The 15,665-nt window shown below is 66.7% G+C and carries 12 protein-coding genes; 6 read left to right on the top strand and 6 right to left on the bottom strand.

The genetic code is table 11. From position 1 onward, the window contains the following. Positions 1-60 precede the first annotated feature (60 nt). From HWX31_RS23580 to HWX31_RS23565, 4 genes are all read left to right on the top strand, one after another. Positions 61-975, top strand: a complete 915-nt coding sequence (locus tag HWX31_RS23580) for a YihY/virulence factor BrkB family protein (RefSeq protein WP_244143816.1) — start codon at positions 61-63, stop codon at positions 973-975. A gap of 385 nt (positions 976-1,360) precedes the next feature. After that, positions 1,361-2,536, top strand: coding sequence for a porin (locus tag HWX31_RS23575; RefSeq protein WP_174963864.1), 1,176 nt, complete (start codon positions 1,361-1,363; stop codon positions 2,534-2,536). A gap of 260 nt (positions 2,537-2,796) precedes the next feature. Continuing rightward, entirely contained in the window at positions 2,797-3,450 is a 654-nt protein-coding gene (locus HWX31_RS23570) for a helix-turn-helix domain-containing protein (RefSeq protein WP_088505933.1), read from the top strand. After that, positions 3,450-3,998, top strand: a complete 549-nt coding sequence (locus HWX31_RS23565) for a GNAT family N-acetyltransferase (RefSeq protein ID WP_174963863.1) — start codon at positions 3,450-3,452, stop codon at positions 3,996-3,998. The genes HWX31_RS23570 and HWX31_RS23565 overlap by 1 nt, the downstream gene beginning before the upstream one ends. Before the next feature lie 180 nt (positions 3,999-4,178). Here the strand turns inward: HWX31_RS23565 and HWX31_RS23560 are convergent, their stop codons facing one another. Next, on the bottom strand, positions 4,179-4,622 hold the full coding sequence (locus tag HWX31_RS23560) for an HU family DNA-binding protein (RefSeq protein ID WP_042587451.1): 444 nt from the start codon (positions 4,620-4,622) through the stop codon (positions 4,179-4,181). A 257-nt stretch (positions 4,623-4,879) separates the two neighbouring features. Between HWX31_RS23560 and HWX31_RS23555 the strand changes: the two genes are divergently transcribed. Beyond that, positions 4,880-5,998: an acyltransferase family protein gene (locus tag HWX31_RS23555; protein ID WP_174963862.1), complete on the top strand. Its 1,119-nt coding sequence runs from the start codon at positions 4,880-4,882 to the stop codon at positions 5,996-5,998. Positions 5,999-6,439: 441 nt separating this feature from the next. Here the strand turns inward: HWX31_RS23555 and galU are convergent, their stop codons facing one another. Both galU and HWX31_RS23545 read right to left on the bottom strand, forming a co-directional pair. Next, positions 6,440-7,327, bottom strand: coding sequence for a UTP--glucose-1-phosphate uridylyltransferase GalU (gene galU / locus HWX31_RS23550; protein WP_010099203.1), 888 nt, complete (start codon positions 7,325-7,327; stop codon positions 6,440-6,442). A gap of 240 nt (positions 7,328-7,567) precedes the next feature. Further along, positions 7,568-7,711 carry a hypothetical protein gene (locus tag HWX31_RS23545; protein WP_010099202.1) on the bottom strand — a complete coding sequence of 48 codons (144 nt, stop codon included), beginning with the start codon at positions 7,709-7,711 and terminating at the stop codon, positions 7,568-7,570. 216 nt (positions 7,712-7,927) lie between these two features. On the opposite strand from HWX31_RS23545, the gene HWX31_RS23540 reads away from it, so the two are divergent. After that, positions 7,928-9,100 (top strand): acyltransferase family protein, encoded by a 1,173-nt coding sequence (locus HWX31_RS23540; protein WP_174963861.1) that lies wholly within the window; start codon positions 7,928-7,930, stop codon positions 9,098-9,100. A gap of 239 nt (positions 9,101-9,339) precedes the next feature. Here HWX31_RS23540 and HWX31_RS23535 read toward each other — a convergent pair whose 3' ends face one another. The 3 genes from HWX31_RS23535 to HWX31_RS23525 are packed head-to-tail and all read right to left on the bottom strand — an operon-like array spanning position 9,340 to position 15,520. Further along, the gene (locus tag HWX31_RS23535) at positions 9,340-11,808 is read right to left on the bottom strand and encodes a glycosyltransferase family 4 protein (protein WP_174963860.1); all 2,469 of its coding nucleotides are present in this window, start codon (positions 11,806-11,808) and stop codon (positions 9,340-9,342) included. Next, a complete protein-coding gene (locus tag HWX31_RS23530) occupies positions 11,805-13,271 on the bottom strand; it encodes an oligosaccharide flippase family protein (protein ID WP_174963859.1) in 1,467 nt (488 codons plus the stop codon). Before HWX31_RS23530 ends, HWX31_RS23535 begins: the two co-directional genes overlap by 4 nt. A gap of 11 nt (positions 13,272-13,282) precedes the next feature. Further along, entirely contained in the window at positions 13,283-15,520 is a 2,238-nt protein-coding gene (locus tag HWX31_RS23525; protein ID WP_174963858.1) for an NHL repeat-containing protein, read from the bottom strand. Between the last annotated feature and the right edge of the window lie 145 nt (positions 15,521-15,665).

Here is a 15,665-nt window from a genome sequence, read left to right as displayed (position 1 = left end):
TGCCTCGAACTTGTCCCGCTTCCAACCCTCACCGGCACACTGCGCTGCGACCGACTACGCATGAAACGACAGATCACCTCCGACGCAACCCGCCTCGCCCGGCAACAGGCCAACTGGGCGCTGAACGCGTTCAGGCGCTTCTCGTCCGACCGCTGCACGACGATGGCCGCGAGCATCGCGTTCTACTCCGCGTTCTCGCTCGCGCCGATGCTCGTGATGGTGATCGCGGTGGCCGGCTGGTTCTACGGCGACGACGCCGCGCGCGGCCTGGTGTTCCAGCAGGCGCACCAGCTGATCGGCAACGATGCGGCGGCGAGCGTGCAGACCATCGTCCAGAACGCGCACCGCAGCGGCAACCGCGGCGGTCTCGCGGCGCTGATCTCGTTCGGCGCGCTGGTGCTCGGCGCGTCGGCCACGTTCTCGTCGCTCAGTTCCGCGCTGAGCGTGATCTGGCCGGCGACCGGGAGCCGCTGGTCGAGCGTCCTCGGCCTCGTGCGGGTGCGGCTGATCTCGTTCGGGCTCGTGCTCGGCGTCGCGTTCCTGCTGATCGTGTCGCTCGTGCTCGACACCGCGATCACGTTCGTCGGCACCTGGCTGTGGGGGGATTCGCCCTATGTCGTGATCACCGATCTGCTGCAGTTCCTCGTCGGCATCGCGGTCCTCGCGGGCGCGTTCGCGACGCTGATGAAGTTCCTGCCGGATGCGCGCGTCGCATGGCACGACGCCGCGATCGGCGGCACCGTGTCCGCGATCCTCTTTTCCGGCGGCAAGAAGCTGTTCGCGCTGTATCTCGCGCATGCCGGCACCGCGAGCGCGTTCGGCGCGGCCGGGTCGTTCGCCGTGCTGCTGATGTGGCTGTACTTCTCCGCCGCCGTGCTGCTGCTCGGCGCGGAGTTCGCGGCGGCCCGCGGCGCGGTGCGCGAGCGGCGGGCCGAAACGCAGGCCGACGCGTCGCCGGGTGACCGGTCGCACTGACGCCGGCGCATTCCGCCTGCGCGACTAGCACAATTCGCTCATTCACGTCTCTTCGTGTCGTCACGCAGTCGCGTGACGAGCGGGCCGCATCCATCGCGCGCGCCAACGCAACCGCAAACGTTTGCTCACGCCACTTTCCTCGCATCCTTGGGCAAAACCCGTCCATCCCTCATGCACCACGATGGAACACGCAACAATCGCATCGCAGCAAATGTCAACTATTTCAAAAAACGGAATGACCAGCGATGTCCTTGATCTATATGGATTTTTCGTCGCTGTGATGTTTTGGAGACACTTTATTTTTTGAGCTTTCTCGCGTGGATAGCACTGAGCTATTCTGCATCCCGCAACAAATAACGACTCACTCGCGTGGAGAAACTCAACGATGAAGAAACTCGCTCTGTCTACCCTCTCGCTCGCACTGCTGGGTACCGCTGGTGCTGCGCACGCTCAATCCAACGTGACGCTGTACGGCGTGATCGATACGTCGATCGCATGGGTTCACGGCAATGACGGCAAGGCCAATAACTCGTGGCAAATGATGTCGGGCAACGAGAGCGGCAGCCGCTGGGGCCTCAAGGGCGCCGAAGATCTGGGCGGCGGCCTGAAGGCGATTTTCCAATTGGAAAGCGGCTTCAATCCTGGTACCGGCGCCCTGGGCCAAAACAAGGGCATCTTCGGTCGTCAAGCTTACGTTGGCCTGCAAAGCGAGCGATACGGCACTGTGACGCTGGGCCGTCAATACGACCCGGTCACCGACCTGGTTCAAGGCCTGACCGGCGACAACATCGCGTTCCAATACGCAACGCCTGGTGACGTCGACAACAACGACAACAGCGCTCGTTTCAACAACGCGGTCAAGTACACGTCGCCGGTCTTCGGCGGCTTCCAGTTCGAAGGCATGTACTCGCTGAGCGGCGTCGCCGGCAAGCCGGGCTCGGGCCAGACGTGGTCGGCCGCGCTCGCGTATAACAACGGCCCGCTGGGTGTTGCCGCAGGCTACCTGCACATGACGAACGGTGCGTCGCGCACCGCAGGGTGGACGAGCCCGACGGCCGACGCAGGCGCGACCTTCAACGGCCCGATCAATTCCGGCTATGCAACGGCAAGCTCGATCGGCATCGCACAGGTCGCAGGCCAGTACACGTTTGGCCCGTTTGCGTTCGGCCTCGGCTACAGCAACGCGCAGTACTATCGTGACGGCGCGTCGGCGTTCCTGTCGAACGAGAAATACAACACGGGTCGCGGTTGGGTGACGTACCAGGCTACGCCGGCTGCCACGCTCGGCCTCGGCTACGCTTACACGAAGGCGAGCGGTGATACGGACGCGAAGTACCACCAAGTCTCGGCTAGCGCAAGCTATGCGCTGTCGAAGCGCACGGACGTCTACCTGATCGGCGCTTACCAGCACGCAAGCGGGTCGCAACGCACCGTGACGGTCAACCCCGACGGTTCCGTGACCCTCGGCACGCAATCCGCTCAGGCTTCGATCTCTTCGTCGGGCATCGCCGGCACGAGCTCGCAGGAAATCGTCGCACTGGGCATCCGCCACAAGTTCTAAAAACAACATTCCCGGCACGCGGCGCCTTCGGACGCCGTGCCGCCGGCCTGCAAAGCCAGTCATCGGTTTCGGCCATGGCTGGCTTTTTTCTTGCCTGCTTCCCGCCGCGCGCCGTCGCAGCACGGCCGATACACCCCGCATTTCGCGGGCTCATGCCCGGACCGCAATTCCCCCACCGCTCACCGACGCGAACGGCCTCGAACCAACCGGGATGCTTGTCGCCGCGATATTCCACTATACTGGACCACAAATTCATCATGATGGAGCCGCCCGTGTCCACCGACACCCCTGCCGACACCGACGTCAACGAGCGCATCGCCCGCCGCGTGCGCGCATTGCGGGCGACGCGCGGCCACACGCTCGATGCGCTGGCCGCCCGCAGCGGCGTCAGCCGGTCGATGATCTCGCTGATCGAGCGCGGTGCGGCCAGCCCGACGGCGGTCGTGCTGGACAAGCTTGCCGCCGGCCTCGGCGTATCGCTCGCCAGCCTGTTCGACGGCGCCCCCGAAGACGCGCCCGCGCAGCCGCTCGCGCGCCGCGCGCAGCAAGCGCAGTGGCGCGACCCGGCTTCCGGCTACGTGCGGCGCAATCTCTCTCCGCCCGGCTGGCCTTCGCCGATCCAGCTCGTCGAGGTGACGTTCCCGGCCGGCGCACGCGTCGCGTACGAAGCGGCGGGACGCGAGAGCGCCGTGCATCAGCAGGTCTGGGTCATCCGCGGGCGCGTCGACGTCACGCTCGGCGATCAGGTCCACGCGCTTCGCGACGGCGACTGCCTCGCGATGCGGCTCGATCAGCCGCTGGTCTTCAGCAACCCGACGTCCCGTCCCGCGCACTACGTCGTGGTCCTGTGCGAAGGACACGCCGCCGCGTTCATCCGCCCGGGCAACACTTCCTCCAGTCAACAGGAGCTTTAATGACCCTCTCCGAACACCACGACGACGTGCGCCTCGTCGATTGCAGCGAGGCCGAGCATGCGGCGGCCATCCTCGACATCCTGAACGAGGCCATCGTCAATTCCACGGCCCTGTACGACTACGCGCCGCGCCCCACGCAGGCGATGGCGACATGGTTCGCGACGAAGCGCGCAGGCGGCTTTCCGGTCGTCGGCGCGGTCGATGCGTCGGGCCGCTTGCTGGGCTTCGCGAGCTGGGGCACGTTTCGTGCGTTCCCCGCGTACAAGTACACGGTGGAGCACAGCGTGTACGTGCATCACGAACAGCGTGGCCGCGGGCTCGGCGAGCGCCTGTTGCGCGAGCTGGTCCGCCGTGCGCGCGATGCGCAGGTCCATGTCCTGGTAGGGTGCATCGATGCGAGCAACGCCGGCAGCATCCGCCTGCACACGCGGCTCGGGTTCACGCATGCGGGCACGCTCGCGCAGGTCGGCTTCAAGTTCGGCCGCTGGCTCGATGCGGCGTTCTACCAGCTCACGCTGGACACGCCCGATCAACCGCAGGACGGTTGATCGAATGGCGGCGCGTGCGGCAGCGCGTGCATCGACGCATCGCACCCGCCGTCGTTCGCCACGTCGCCCAACCGCTTCCCGTTGCGCGCCGCAATAAAAAATCCCCATGCGCTTTCGCGCACGGGGATCGTGGGACACTCGACGGCCACCTGCACGAAGCAGGCAACCGTTGCGCCGCAGTTAAGCAGCCGCGTCCTTCAGCTTCTTCAGCGCACGTGCCTTCACGCGCACGCTGGCCGGCTTGGCCGGGAACCAGCGCTCTTCGCCCGTGAACGGATCCTTGCCGAAGCGCTTCTTCTTTGCCGGCACGGCTTGCGCCGTGATCTTCAGCAGACCCGGCAGCGTGAACTCGCCTGCGCCCTTCTTGTGGACCGAGCCCAGCACGACGTTCTCGAGTGCGGCCAGCACTGCCTTCACAGCCTTCACTTCGACAGCTGCGCGCTCAGCGATGTGCACTGCGAGCGATGCCTTCGTGAACTTGTCCTTCAGCGGCGTCGGAGCGGCGGGCGCCTTCGCGACGGCCTTCTTGGCCACTACTTTCTTCGCGGGCGCTGCTTTTTTGGCAGCCACTTTCTTGGCCGGTGCGGCAGCCTTCTTGGCCACCTTTTTTGCGGAAGTCGCCATGTTTCTCCTACCAGGTGTGGTCGTTGGATACACGAAACGCACAACGTGCGCGCTTCAACGCCGGATTCTACAAGCGCGTCGACGCTTCGTGGAGTACTTTTATGCGTTTTCCGCGGGTTTTCTGCAGGTTTTGTTGCGTGCCGCTGACTGCGACACCGCCCGGCACGCAAGAAAACGCCTGCACGTATGCATCGAAACGTGAATTACGTTCGATATTTGTGCGCCTATAGTGGCGTGCCCCATGCCAGGACGCCTTCATGCGCGAAGTCAGACACGTCAAGGGACTCGACGGCCTGCGAGCCATCGCGGTCATTCTCGTCTTCCTGTCCCACAAGGGCCACGTCCTCGCGATCGACGTGGGGAGGCTTGGCGTGTGGACGTTTTTCTACATCAGCGGCTTCCTGATCGTGGGCGAGCTGCACCGCAGCCGCCACGCGGTCGAGCGCGGCACGTTGTCGCGCCGCCATGCGCTCAGCCTGTTCCTCGCCAAGCGCGCGCTGCGAATCTTCCCCGTGTATTACCTGCTGCTCGCGTCACTCGCGATCGCGCATGCGCTGTTCTACCAGCGCGGCGTCGACCTCGGTCTCGCATGGCATGCGCTGTTCCTGTCGAACCTGTGGATCGGCGTCGTCAAGAACGGCTGGCCCGGCACCACGTCGCATTTCTGGAGCCTCGCCGTCGAGCAGCAGTTCTACCTGATTGCGCCGCTCGCGCTGCTCGCGACGCGGGCGTCGCGGCACATCGCGCTCGGCGTCGCGGCGGTCGCGCTCTGCGCGGCCGTGCATCTCGGCCTCTATCTCGTCGATGCGTCGCCGGTGCTGATCTACGCGTTTTCCCCGTGGAATTTCGCGCTGATCGCGCTCGGCGGCATCGGCGCGATGGCGCTCGCCGAGCACGGCCCCGCGGTGGCGCGCTACGCGCCGCCCGGCTGGCTCGCGGCGGCGGGCGTCGTGACGTTCCTCGTGCTGCCCGCGTGCGTCGCGCTGCCGGGCGCCGCTTCGGCGCTCGTGGATCTCGCGCTCTCCGCGTCGCTCGGCGCGCTGCTGCTGTGGATCGTCCGCGAGCCCGACCATCCCGCCGTCGTGCTGCTGGAGTGGCAGCCGCTCGTCTACCTCGGCACGATCAGTTACGGCTTCTACCTGTTCCACAACCTGATTCCCGCTCGCTTCGGCGCGACGCAGGCGCTCTACCAGCACACGCGACTGCCGCCGTTCGCCCTCGACGTGCTGCCCCAAATGCTGCAATTCGGGCTCGCCGTGCTGCTCGCGCATCTTTCCTGGCGCTATCTCGAAAAGCGGCTGCTGGACCGCAAGAAGCCGATTGCCGAACGTCTGACGCGCCATTTCGCGGCGCCGCAACGCACGTCCGCGCGCTGACGGCAGCACCCCACCCGCCGGCCGGCTTGCAACGAGCCGGTGATGCATGCGGGTCTGTTCGCGCTAATGACGGGCTTGCGAACGTGCCATGCCGGCTGCAGTGCAAGAAGCAAGGAGCGCCGTTTGGCCGAGCCAAACATGCGACGCGCGACGCCGCAATGCGGCCGGCAAGGCACGTTCCCCTGATTTCGAGAAATTCTTTCGCGGGGCTGGCCGCCAGAAGGGCCAAGCGCAAGGAATGGGACGCAACGGATACTGAACGTATTCGCAAGGAGCATGACGCGGCGATCCGCCCTTCTGGCGGCCAGCGCAAGCCCGTCGTTAGCGCGAACACGCCCTGGCGGATTGCGGCTGGCCCGCGCCCATGAAAAACGCCCCGGCGCGCAGGGCGAGCCGGGGCCAACGGAACAACCACCACCTGAAACGTGACGCGCAGGGCTGCTAAGCGACGGCAGCCAGCGCGGGCAAACAGGTCCGCAGGTACGCCTCGAACTCGCGGCTCACTTCCGGATGCTGGAGCGCCAGCTCGACGGTCGCCTTGAGGTAGCCGATCTTGCTGCCGCAATCGAAACGCGTGCCGTAGTAGCGATACGCGAGCACCTGCTCGTGCGCGAGCAGCGACTGCACCGCATCGGTCAGCTGCAGCTCGCCGCCCGCACCGGGCTTGATCTTGCGCAGGTGATCGAACAGCGTCGGCATGAACACGTAGCGGCCGACCACGCCGAGATTCGACGGCGCATCCTCGGGCGACGGCTTCTCGATGATGCCCGACAGCTTGATGATGTCCTCCTCCCACTCGCGGCCCTCGATGACGCCGTACGAGCGGCTGTCCTCGCGCGCGATGGTTTCGACGCCGATCACCGAGCTGTGATAGTGGTTGAACACGTCGACGAGCTGCTTGAGCACCGGCTGCTCGCCGTGCAGCAGGTCGTCGGCGAGAATCACCGCGAACGGCTCGCCGTGCACCAGCTTCTCCGCGCACAGCACCGCGTGGCCGAGGCCGAGCGCCTCCGGCTGGCGCACGTAGAAGCAGTCGACGTGGCTCGGCTTGATGCTGCGAACCAGGTCGAGCAGCTTCTCCTTGCCGCGCGCCTCGAGCTCCGCCTCGATTTCGTATGACTTGTCGAAGTGATCCTCGATCGCGCGCTTGCTGCGGCCGGTGACGAAGATCATTTCCGTGATGCCGGCATTGATCGCTTCCTCGACCGCATACTGGATCAACGGCTTGTCGACGACGGGCAGCATCTCCTTCGGACTCGCCTTGGTCGCCGGCAGGAACCGTGTGCCGAGACCGGCAACGGGGAACACGGCCTTGGTAACTTTCAACATGATTGCATCCTGATTGCTTTGAGCGCGCCGCGTCGCATCGTTTCACGACACGGCACAATGAATGTCCGGATGGCGCGGCACGATTCAACGGCACATTGAAATCAGCCCGCCGCCGCTATTTACGGCAACGCTTAATTGCACTGCCGGTTCGATTAATGGATAATCGTCGCCCAACCGGTCGATATTGCCGGTCAGCCGTATCGACCAGCGACAAATTACCGATTTTCCGGATACAAATTTTTACGATTCGAATTCCTCGACATAGGGCGCGCCGCCCCACTCGAAGCGCGGCCGAATCGGCTCGTTCTTCAGCGCTTCGCGGTATGCCGACACCACGGCCATGACCACCAATACCGCCGCGCTCGCGATCCAATGCATGTCCATCTTGCCGCTCCTTGCGTGTATCAACTGGAGCTTCAAGCTATCAGAAAAAAATCGACAAATAATTGGTCGCGCACTGAAACCGATATCGTCCCTGCATAAAACCGCAATCCGGAATGCGATTATTCCACGACGAGATTTTTTTATTCATTGCGCGAATTCTTGCGGATTACGATGGTGCGAAACTTCCCCTTCATCCGTCGCAAGGAACCGAATCGCATGCAAGCATTCAGCGGATCGACTTTGAATGCGCCGCCCGCCGCCGATCACAAGGAGCACGTGATCGACGCGATGCGCGGCTTCGCGGCGCTGCTAGTCGCCTATTTCCACTGCCGGCAAGTCGTCTGGGTCGGGATGCAGAGCTTCCATCGCGCTTACGGCCATGCGCTCGACCCGGGCGTGATCGTCGGCTACCTGACGTTTCCGTTCGCGTGGGGCTCGGCCGGCGTGCCGATCTTCTTCGTTATCAGCGGCTACTGCATCCACCGCAACGCGGCGCTCAAGCTCGCCGCCGATCCCGCCTACCGGCTGAACGCACCGAATTTCTGGGCGCGCCGCTTCGCGCGCATCTATCCGGTGCTGCTCGCCGCGCTGCTGTTCACGCTCGCGCTCGACGCGATCAGCCTGCAGATCGAGCCCGTCAGCCACAAGATCCGCGACGTCGGCCTGAGCGCGTTCCTCGTGAACCTGTTCTCGCTGCAGGGCGTCGCCGGCTACACGTACGGCTCGAACGGCGCGCTGTGGACGCTGTCGCTCGAAGTGCAGTTCTACGCGATCTATCCGCTGCTGTTCGCGATCCGGCGGCGCATCGGGATGCCGGCCGTCGTGGCCGGCATCGCGCTCGTCAACGTCGCGTCGGCCTGGCTGCTCGAACGGCACGACCTGCAGTTCTTCACGTCGTACTGGCTGTCGTGGACGATCGGCGCGTGGATCGCGGACGTGCGCGCGCAGCAGAAGAATGCGGCCGCCGCGCCGTCGCGCGCGTGGTACGCCGCGGCCGCGGTGCTGCTCGCCGCCGGCTGCGCAGCGTTCCGCTATGGTCAGTACGGCGCGTTCCAGCTGTGGGCGGCCGGCTTCGCGTGCTTCCTGTACCGCGCGCTCGCCCGGCCGCCGCGCACCACGCCGCCGCTCGCCGTGCTCGGCTGGTTCGGCGACTTCAGCTATTCGCTGTACCTGATCCATCTGCCGCTGTTCGTCTGCCTCGGTTCGGTGCTCTACCGCTCCGAGCTGCAGCAGTCGATCTGGCCGTCGTTCGCGTTCATGGCGCTCGCGATTCCGGTCGCCTACCTGTTCTACCGGCTGTTCGAACGGCCCGCGATGACGTGGTCGGCGAGCCTCAAGCCGTCACGCGGCGCGCGGGTCGTCGCGCCGGCGCCCGAACGGGCCGTCTGATCGGCTGACCATTGCCGGTTGCAAGCAAGCCCCCGCGCTGCACATCGCTGCGCGGGGGCTTTTGCATGGCCACTGTCGCGTCCGGAGCGGATCGCCGCGGCGGCGCCCTTCGGCACGCCCTCACACGAACAAGGCCCCCGTGCAGCGCATCGCCGCGCGGGGGCCGATTCGTCCCGCCCATTCATCCCGCCGCTCGCCGCCGGGGCCGAACGCCGGCCCCGCACGCGACGCGCTTCCCGCTATTTCTTCGCCGCCCGCGCGGTATCCGCGAGGATCTTCTCGACGCGTTCCACGTAGGTCGTCGTGCCGAAGCGGCGCAGCGCCGTCACGTAGCCGCTCGCGACGAGGCGCTCGCGCAGCGCGCGATCCGACTGCAGCGCGGCTAGCGCGACGCCCAGCGCATGCACGTCGCCCGGCTCGCACAGCAGGCCGTTGTCGTCGTGCTCGATGATCTCGACGACGCCGCCCGCGCGCGCCGCGACGACCGGCCGCTTCGCGAGCATCCCTTCGACGATCACGCGCCCGAACGGCTCCGGCGTGATCGACGTGTGCGCGACGACGTCGACCGCCTTCATGCACGCGGCCACGTCGCGCTGGAAGCCGAGGAAATGCACGCGGTCGTCCATTCCATGCCGTGCGACGGTTTCGTGCAGCTGCACCGCGTAGTCGTCCTCGCCGAACAGCGGCGCGCCGACCAGCACGACGTGCATGTCCGGATGGCCGGCGGCGGCCTCCAGCAGCAGGTGCTGGCCTTTCCAGCGCGCGAGCCGGCTGAACGAGCCGACCAGCCACGCGTGCTCGGGCAGCCCGAAGCGCGCGCGCAGCGCGGCCTGGCTGACGCCGGCCAGCGCGTCGAACGGCTCGGCGGAAATGCCGTTGAACACGACGTCGACGTGCTGCGGCGTGAAGCCGGTCAGCGCGCGGAACGCCTGCGCGGACGCGTCGGAGTTCGCGATCACCCGCGTCACGCCGAGCCGCGCGCAAACCTTGATCGCGAGCAGCTGCTTGCGGCCGAAATGATCGTCGCTGACGATGTCGCGCAGATGCCAGACCACCGGCTTGCGCGCGAGCCGCCCGGCCAGCGCGGCGACCACCATCGCGCGCTGTGTGTTCGCGTAGATCACCTCGGCGCGGCGCGCGCGGCGCGCGACGTCGCGCACGAGCCGCAGCAGCTGCTTCACCGCGCCGGCCGACACGCCGCCCTGCTTGCGCACGCCCGCGAGCGCGCCCTGCTCGACGACGTCGACGCGCGCGCCGATCTCGTCGAGCGCCGCGCGAAACGGCCCGTCGGCGAACAGCAGCACGTCGGCGTTCGCGCGCATGTGCTTCATGATCTCGAGCAGCGACAGCTCGGCGCCGCCCAGCACGCCGCTCTGGTCGAGCACCAGCGTCGCCGGGCCGCGCGCGACAGGCGGCGGCGAGGCGCCCGTGCCCTGTTGCGCGGTCGCGCCGGGCAGCGCGGCCTCGACATAGTCGAGAAAGCGCCGCCGGAACGTGTCGGCGGAAAACCGCTCCGCGTTCGCGCGGCACGCCTGCGGCGTGAAGCGCTGCGGCGCGCGTTCGAAATCGTCGACCGCCGACACGATCGCGCGCGCGGTCTGCTCGTCGAAGAAGAGGCCCGTCGGCCGTGCGCCCGACTGCGGGTCGAGCACGGTTTCGAGCGCGCCGCCCTTGCCGTACGCGATCACGGGCGTACCGCACGCCTGCGCCTCGACCACCGAGATGCCGAAATCCTCCTCGGCCGCGAACACGAACGCCTTCGCGCGGCGCATCCGGTCGTGCAGCACTGCGAACGGCTGGTAGCCCATGATCTCGACGTTCGGCCCGGCCTTCGCGCGGACCTTCTGCATCTCCGGCCCATCGCCGATCACGACCAGCTTGCGGTCCGGCATCTTCGCGAACGCGTCGACGATCAAATCGATCTTCTTGTACGGCACCATCCGCGACGCGGTCAGGTAGAAATCCTCCTTGGCCGCGTTCAGCGAGAACGCGTCGACGTCGACCGGCGGGAAGATCACCGCCGCGTCGCGCTGGTACACCTTCCTGATGCGACGCGCGATGAACGCGGAATTGGCGACGAAGCCGTCGACCGCGTTCGCGGTGCGCGTGTCCCAGTTGCGGATGTAATGCAGGATCATCCGCGCGAGCAGCGATTTCGGCCCGTGCATGAGGTTCGACTGTTCCAGGTACTGGTGCTGCAGGTCCCACGCGTAGCGGATCGGCGAATGCACGTAGCTGATGTGCACCTGGTCGGGCCCGGTCAGCACGCCCTTCGCGACCGCATGGCTGCTCGAGATCACGAGGTCGTAGCCCGACACGTCGAGCTGCTCGATCGCGAGCGGCATCAGCGGCAGGTAGCTGCGGTACTTGGTGCGCGCGAACGGCAGCTTCTGGATGAACGACGTCGTGACCGGCTTGCCGCGCACGAACGCGCGGTCGTCGAGAAAATCGACGAGGCTGAACAGGTCCGCGTCGGGAAAGCACGCGATGATCTGTTCGAGCACGCGTTCCGCGCCCGCGTACGTGACGAGCCAGTCGTGGACGATCGCGACGCGCAGCGGCCGGGCCGGTTGGCGCGCGCTCGCGGTTTCGTAGGGCGCGGCCTGGCGCGGCGCGACGGCGTCGGCCGTCACCGACGCTTCGGCTGTCACCAACGCTTCGGCCGTGGCCGCGTTCAGGATGGCGTGTTCCGCCAGATCGCGATTCATACTGTTTTCCTCGCATTGAGACGGACGATCAGGCCGCGGGCCATCGCACGTAAGCCGGGCGTCATCGTGAGCGACCACGCGACGTTCAGCACCAGCACGACCGCGCAGATGACGATCGATTCGACGAGCCCCGGCCACGCGTGCGCGAGGTAGAGGCTCGCGAGCAGGAACGCGAGGTGCGCGATCATGTCGAGCACGATCGCCCGCATCCGGATCGCCGACAGGTAAAGCAGCACGCCGTAATCGACGAGCGCGCGCGCGGCAACGACGACCGCCGCGCCGATCAGCCCGAAATAGTGAATGCCCAGCCACAGCCCGCCGACGAAGAACGGCATCTGGACGAGCCCGGCGAACGCCGCGCGGGACGGATTGACTTGCGACTGGATCAGGATGCGCGTGACGCTCGCCTGCCCGACGAGCCACACGCTGATCACCAGCACGCGCCCGACCGGCGCCGACTGCGCGGCGAGATCTGCGCCGACCCACAGCGCCAGGAACGGCCCGAGCGCGAAGATCGCGACGACCGCGACCGGCGTGAACACGCCGTTCAGGAATTCGAGCGACTGGCGCGCGAGCGCATCCGCGTGATCGCGGCCGACCGCCGACAACCGCGGGAACAGCGTGCGCACGAGCGCGTTCGGCAGCATGTTCAGGCGCGTGACGAGGTTCTGCGGCACCGTGTAATAGGTGACGAACTTCGCGCCCATGCCCGCGCCGAGCATCACGCGGTCGAGCGTGTCGGCGATCATGCTGGTCGTGCTCGCGATCAGCATCCAGCCGCCGAAGTTGAACAGCCCTTTCGCGGTGCCCCATTGCGGCGGGTCGATGCGGCGGATGCCGAGCACCTTGATGCTCGCGTGGCCGAGCATCACCGCCGCGATCAGGCGTGCGACGACCGCCGCGGCGAGCACCGTCTGCAGGTTCGGCGCGATCCACCACGCGGCGCCGAGCGGCAGCAGCTGGAACAGGAACGTGCCGATCGTCTGGTTCGTGTTGAACACGCCGAAGCGCTCGGCGCCGTTGATCGCGCCGGCGAACACCCACGACACGTTCGCGAGCGGAATCGCGAGCGCGAGCCACGGCAGCGCGAGATACACCTCGTGCTGCATCGCGGCCGTCACCTTCGTGAAATACGCGGTGTAGACGAACGCGCCGAAGTAGATCAGCAGCCCGCCCACGATGCCGGTGCCGAGATTCAGCCAGAACGCGCTCCAGAACACGCGCGCGCTTTCGGCGTCGTCGCCGCTCGCGAGCGCCTTCGAGATGTGGTTCTGCGCGGCCATGCTCATCCCGAGATCGAGAATCCCGAAATAGCCGATCAGCGTCCACACGAGGCTGACGACGCCGTAGCGCTCGACGCCGAGCGCGTGGATGTACGCGGGCACCGTCACCAGCGACACGAAGGTCGGCAGGATCAGCCCGATGAAATTGATCGAAACGTTCTTGAGAATGCCTTTGTCCATGCTCCCGCCCGTCACGGTTTCCAGCGATACATCAGCACCTTGCCGCGCGCGTCTTCCTCGACGAACACGAGGTACTCGCCGTTCTCGCGCTTCGATGCGCTGATGCCGAACGGCACATCGACCCAGCCGGATGCCTTGCCTACCTCCGGCCCCGGATTCATCACGCCGATTTCCTTGCCGGATTCCTTGTCGTACACGTGGATCTTGCCGACCGGCTCCACCGCGAAGATGTAGCGGCCCTCGACCGTGATGCTGGCCAGCGTCAGGATCGGCTTCGCGTCCGGCTGCCACGGCAGCGCGACCGTGTAGCGCGCGACAGGCGAGGTCGACCACTTGTCGAAGCGGATCAGCACGCGGCCGACTTCCTTGTTGATGCCGGGCTGCGGCGGCGCGTCGGGCGTGTAGCCGGTCACGTACAGCGTGTCGGTCTGCGGCTCGTAGATCGCGCGGCGCAGCTGCGTGAACGGCTGCGGCATCGGATAGGTCGTGACCTTGTCGTACGCGTAGACCGGGTTGCCGGCGCGGTCGACACCGCCGTAGCGGAACCGGTGGATGCCGCGCACGTCGCTCGTGCGCCAGATGTCGCCCTTCGTGTCGACCCACCAGCCCCAGCCGCCCGCCTTTGCCTTGCCCGTCGTGTTGATGTCGAACTCGTCGGCGTCGAGGCGGCCGTTGCCGTTCGCGTCGCGCCACATCCAGTCGCCGCCCGGCGGCTTGTTCGGCACCTTGTCGACCGGCCGCGCGCGGCCCGCGATCAGGCCCGACGGAAGCGCGACCTCGCCGTCGCGCTTCGGATCGAAGCGGTAGATCTTCAGGTGATCCGCGTACATGTCGGTCAGGTACAGGAACGTGCGGCCGTCGAGACGGCGCGCCATCGGCGTGCCCGGCCACTGGTCGGTGTGGAACACCGGATCGTCCGGATACTTGAAGCGGTTCGACAGGAAGCCCGCGTACTTCCATTCCTGGCCGGCCGGCTTCGACAGGTCGAGCTCGAAGCGCTTGTTGCCCGTATACACGCTGTTCGGCCGCGCCGGGTCCATCCACGCGCCGTCGACGAACAGCAGGCCCTGCACTTGCCAGCGCAGCTTGCCGTCCGGCGCATAGCTCTCGAGCGTCGCGCCGAGGCCCGCGCCGATCGTGTCGTGGCGCGGCCCGATGCCGTTGGTCGCGACGTAGATGTTGCCGGCGCGATCGACGCCCACGCCGGTCAGCCCGTTGAAGCGCTGCGGCCCCGGCCGGCCGGGCACCGCGCCCGAGAAGATGCCGCCGCGCTCGCCGAGCGTGCCCGACAGCGCGTAGCCCTTTTCATTGCCCTTTTCATTGCCCTTTTCGCCTTTCGCGAAGATCAGGACCTGCTGGCGCGGGCCGTTGTCGGCGACGAGCACGCGGCCTTTCGCGTCGACCGCGACGTCGACCGCGTCGGCGTTGTCCGGCAGCGCGGGCGCGTCGTCGATCCGGCGGCCGTCCGCGCGCAGGTGCACGAGATGCGCGGGCCCGTTCAGCGTATCGGTCAGCAGCCATACCGTGCCGTCGGCCGCGAGCGCGATCCGGCCCGGCTCGTGCGCGTTCCACGCGCCCTTCTTCTGCATCGTCTCGGCGTCGTACACGACGACTTCGTCATGCGCCGGATTGGTCGCGAACAGCGTCCTGTCGTCGGCCGCGAGACCACCGACTTCCGCCTTCAGCTCGCCCACGTCCGGCTTCGCGCTGGCCGGCACTTCGTTGACCATCATGAAGCTCGCGGCCATCCGCGCGCGGCCGGCGTCCGCGCGCCCGCCGGCCGCGACCTGCGGCGCGGCGCGAAACGGCGCGGGCTGCTTCATGTCGCCTAGCGCGCGCCGCGAGATGCCGAACCATTGCTTGCCCTTGTCCGGCCAGATGCCGGGCGACACGAGGTGGCCGCGCTCGTTGCCGACGCCGATCGCGACGTACGCATACTTGCCGTTCACCGCGACCGCATTGCCGCCGAGGTTGCCCCAGCCGTGCGTGCCGCCGGCGAAGCCGAGCATCCTGCCGTCCTGGTAGACGCTTGCTTCCGCGCCGCTCTCGTCCCACGGCGCGTTCGTATACACCTTGCCGTCGGGCGTCACCGCGATCGCGCGAATGTCGATCTGCGTCCAGGAGCCGTCGCCGTAGCCGAACGTATTGCCGATCCAGGACGTCGTCGCGGGCAGCACCGTTTCAGCCGGCGCGGCCCACGTCAGCCATGCCGCGCACATCGCGATGGCGGCCAGTATCAGACGTTGCAATGCGCTTCTCCACTCGATGCTTCAGCGATCCGGCGCGGCGGCCGCAGCCGCGCGAATGCCGCATCGCTAAATGGGTTTCAAACGTCGCGATGCAGGTTACAAGCAAAATTAATCACAAGAAATTTGGAAATATTTGAGGATGTTT

This window comes from Burkholderia ubonensis (assembly GCF_902833085.1).
GTDB lineage: Bacteria > Pseudomonadota > Gammaproteobacteria > Burkholderiales > Burkholderiaceae > Burkholderia > Burkholderia ubonensis.
Note: the sequence above shows the minus strand (reverse complement) of the source record. Positions and strands in the feature narration are given on the sequence as shown.

Excerpts from the sequence above, each read along its gene's own strand:
- HWX31_RS23580 (WP_244143816.1), top strand. The coding sequence starts at position 61 with ATGAAACGACAGATCACCTCCGACGCAACCCGCCTCGCCCGGCAACAG.
- HWX31_RS23575 (WP_174963864.1), top strand. The coding sequence starts at position 1,361 with ATGAAGAAACTCGCTCTGTCTACCCTCTCGCTCGCACTGCTGGGTACC.
- HWX31_RS23570 (WP_088505933.1), top strand. The coding sequence starts at position 2,797 with ATGGAGCCGCCCGTGTCCACCGACACCCCTGCCGACACCGACGTCAAC.
- HWX31_RS23565 (WP_174963863.1), top strand. The coding sequence starts at position 3,450 with ATGACCCTCTCCGAACACCACGACGACGTGCGCCTCGTCGATTGCAGC.
- HWX31_RS23560 (WP_042587451.1), bottom strand. The coding sequence starts at position 4,622 with ATGGCGACTTCCGCAAAAAAGGTGGCCAAGAAGGCTGCCGCACCGGCC.
- HWX31_RS23555 (WP_174963862.1), top strand. The coding sequence starts at position 4,880 with ATGCGCGAAGTCAGACACGTCAAGGGACTCGACGGCCTGCGAGCCATC.
- galU (WP_010099203.1), bottom strand. The coding sequence starts at position 7,327 with ATGTTGAAAGTTACCAAGGCCGTGTTCCCCGTTGCCGGTCTCGGCACA.
- HWX31_RS23545 (WP_010099202.1), bottom strand. The coding sequence starts at position 7,711 with ATGGACATGCATTGGATCGCGAGCGCGGCGGTATTGGTGGTCATGGCC.
- HWX31_RS23540 (WP_174963861.1), top strand. The coding sequence starts at position 7,928 with ATGCAAGCATTCAGCGGATCGACTTTGAATGCGCCGCCCGCCGCCGAT.
- HWX31_RS23535 (WP_174963860.1), bottom strand. The coding sequence starts at position 11,808 with ATGAATCGCGATCTGGCGGAACACGCCATCCTGAACGCGGCCACGGCC.
- HWX31_RS23530 (WP_174963859.1), bottom strand. The coding sequence starts at position 13,271 with ATGGACAAAGGCATTCTCAAGAACGTTTCGATCAATTTCATCGGGCTG.